At 43.5% G+C, this 2,222-nt stretch carries 3 protein-coding genes; all 3 read right to left on the reverse strand.

The annotated features are described in order from the left end of the window. Nucleotides 1-859 (reverse strand): N-acetylneuraminate synthase family protein (locus Q7P41_RS10035; protein ID WP_303883965.1); only part of this gene is annotated, 859 nt, incomplete at its 3' end. After that, nucleotides 856-1,566 carry a cytidylyltransferase domain-containing protein gene (locus Q7P41_RS10040; protein ID WP_303883966.1) on the reverse strand — a complete coding sequence of 237 codons (711 nt, stop codon included), beginning with the start codon at nt 1,564-1,566 and terminating at the stop codon, nt 856-858. The genes Q7P41_RS10035 and Q7P41_RS10040, both read right to left, overlap by 4 nt. A 65-nt stretch (nt 1,567-1,631) precedes the next feature. Then, complete coding sequence (locus Q7P41_RS10045; RefSeq protein ID WP_303883968.1) at nt 1,632-1,883, reverse strand: polysaccharide biosynthesis protein; 252 nt, start codon at nt 1,881-1,883, stop codon at nt 1,632-1,634. Nucleotides 1,884-2,222: the final 339 nt, after the last annotated feature.

The following is a 2,222-nucleotide window of genomic DNA, read 5'->3' on the forward strand; positions in this document are numbered from 1 at the left end:
TGTCTTCTTCCGAGCTTGCTGGCATTTTGCACCCGCTCCCCAATGCCTGCTTCACTATCCTAATGCCTGCAATCATGGCCTTAAGCTCGTCTGGTTCAAGAGAAGCCTTATGATCTGGGCCGGGAAGCCGTCTGTCGAGCGTAAAATGCTTTTCGATAACGCATGCTCCCAAAGCCGTGGCTGGCAGCGGGACTTCAATGCCAAGCGTGTGATCCGAATAGCCGACAGGAACCTGAAATGCGACATGTAGAGTCTGCATGGCCTTTAGATTTACGTCGCCTACATCAACCGGATAGCTTGACACACAATGCAAAAGTACCAGTTTGTCGTTGCCGGCTTCGCGAATTACTCGTACTGCCTCATCCACTTCGCTCAGATAAGACATACCCGTGGACATGATTATGGGCTTACCCTTTCGTGCAACATATTCAAGAAAAAGATGGTTGGTTACCTCACCCGACGGCACCTTAAAAACAGGGACGCCTAAGCTATCCAAAAAATCGGTGCTTTCCTCGTCCGATGAGGTAGACATAAAAAGTATGCCCCTTTGATCGCAAATCGTTTTTATTTCCTCAAAAACTTCGTAAGGAAGTTCCAATCGGCGCAACATCTCAAGTTGGGATACTTTGGGGTCCGTCGCCGCTTTTTGATATGCAGCCTTAGGCGCGTGCGGTGCAACAACCTTATCCGCTTTGAAGGTCTGAAACTTCACGGCATCTGCTCCGGCTTTAACTGCCGCTTCTACCAAGCGCTTGGCCGTCTCGGGGTCACCATTATGGTTAACTCCGGCTTCGGCGATGACAAAAACGGGTGTGTCTAAACCTACAAAATGACCAGCAATGGATATATTCTTAATCATTTATGTTTTTCTCCTTCCAAACGCCTCTTCAATAATAATTCAGCCAATAAAAAATCTATCTCGTCGTCAACATCTACGGAATCCTCCCGTGTCATTACCAAAGCACGCACATCATCACCCAATAATCTATTTCTTTCCTTAATAATGTTATATCGCGTAGCATAAATAGCCCCATTCAATCTATAGACTATAGGCAAGTCTTGTCTACGAAAATATTCAATTTTAGACTCAATGAAAGGTTTTACTTGGCCTTTTTCGTCCAGCAACTTCATCCAATAAGGTGAATGTTCGGTCTCGCAAAGGCTAATGACAGAATCAGCTTGAGTTTTAAGCAACAGTTCTACCCCTTGATCGATATGCTCAGACCTGCGTAAAGGAGAAGTGGGTTGAAGTAAGACTACTACATCGGGTTGATAACCTTCATGTTGTTTAAGCCATTGAAGGGCATGCTGAACAACAGGAAATGCAGGCGTATCATCGCTAGCCAATACGCTTGGACGTGCAAAAGGAACTTCTGCGCCTGCTTCTTTTGATATTTCTGCGATTTTCATACCGTCGGTCGAAACAATTACCCTGTTTACTTTTGTAGATTGTTTTGCCTGTTCTATCGTATGAACTATAAGAGGCCTCCCCGCAAGTAGCCGCAAATTTTTGCCCGGAATACCTTTAGATCCACTTCGAGCAGGAATTAAAGCTAATACTTGCACTTTTAAATACTCCTTTTTGATTCCATTTTACATTCATTCGACACGTTTGTCATTCACCTGCTAAATTAAAATTCAAAATTAAAGATCTGAACATTCCACTTACGATACACGCGATCTTTGTCTCTGACGTCTCCTATGAAAAACCTCAACCTGGGATCATCATCGAACTCCTGGCGCATCTGATATTGTAGGTATTCTCCCCTCGAAAATATCCTTACCGCCCTGGGATTATGTTTCTCAAGCAGTATTTTTGTGAACTTTTTGCCGAAAGAACCGGTCCCGCCCGTGATGAGAACAACTTTTCCGTCTATGTACATTATCATTTATCCTCCTGCTTACATATATGCGCATGCAAAATCTATATAAATTATCGGCACTGTCGCAATTTTTCATAAGCAACAGTGCCAAACGGTCATCTTATCGCAAAGACACATACAATATCCTTTATAATACTCATCAACGCGCTTAATTTTTTGACCTTGAGATAGGGTCACAATTCAGAATATGGCAATCCGGAAATGGCCACTAATATTGCCGACGCAACTTTTTAAGCAAACTCATACCATTAACCCGTTAGACTAAAATTCAAGATTAAAGATCTGACCCCAATGGTTATATTTCGGCGTCGAAAAGGGCGCCCAGCATTTCGTTAACGG

Source organism: Acetomicrobium mobile (genome assembly GCF_937920065.1).

Bases quoted from the DNA above. Each gene is read 5' to 3' on its own strand.
- Q7P41_RS10045 (WP_303883968.1), bottom strand. From the start codon at position 1,883: ATGTACATAGACGGAAAAGTTGTTCTCATCACGGGCGGGACCGGTTCT.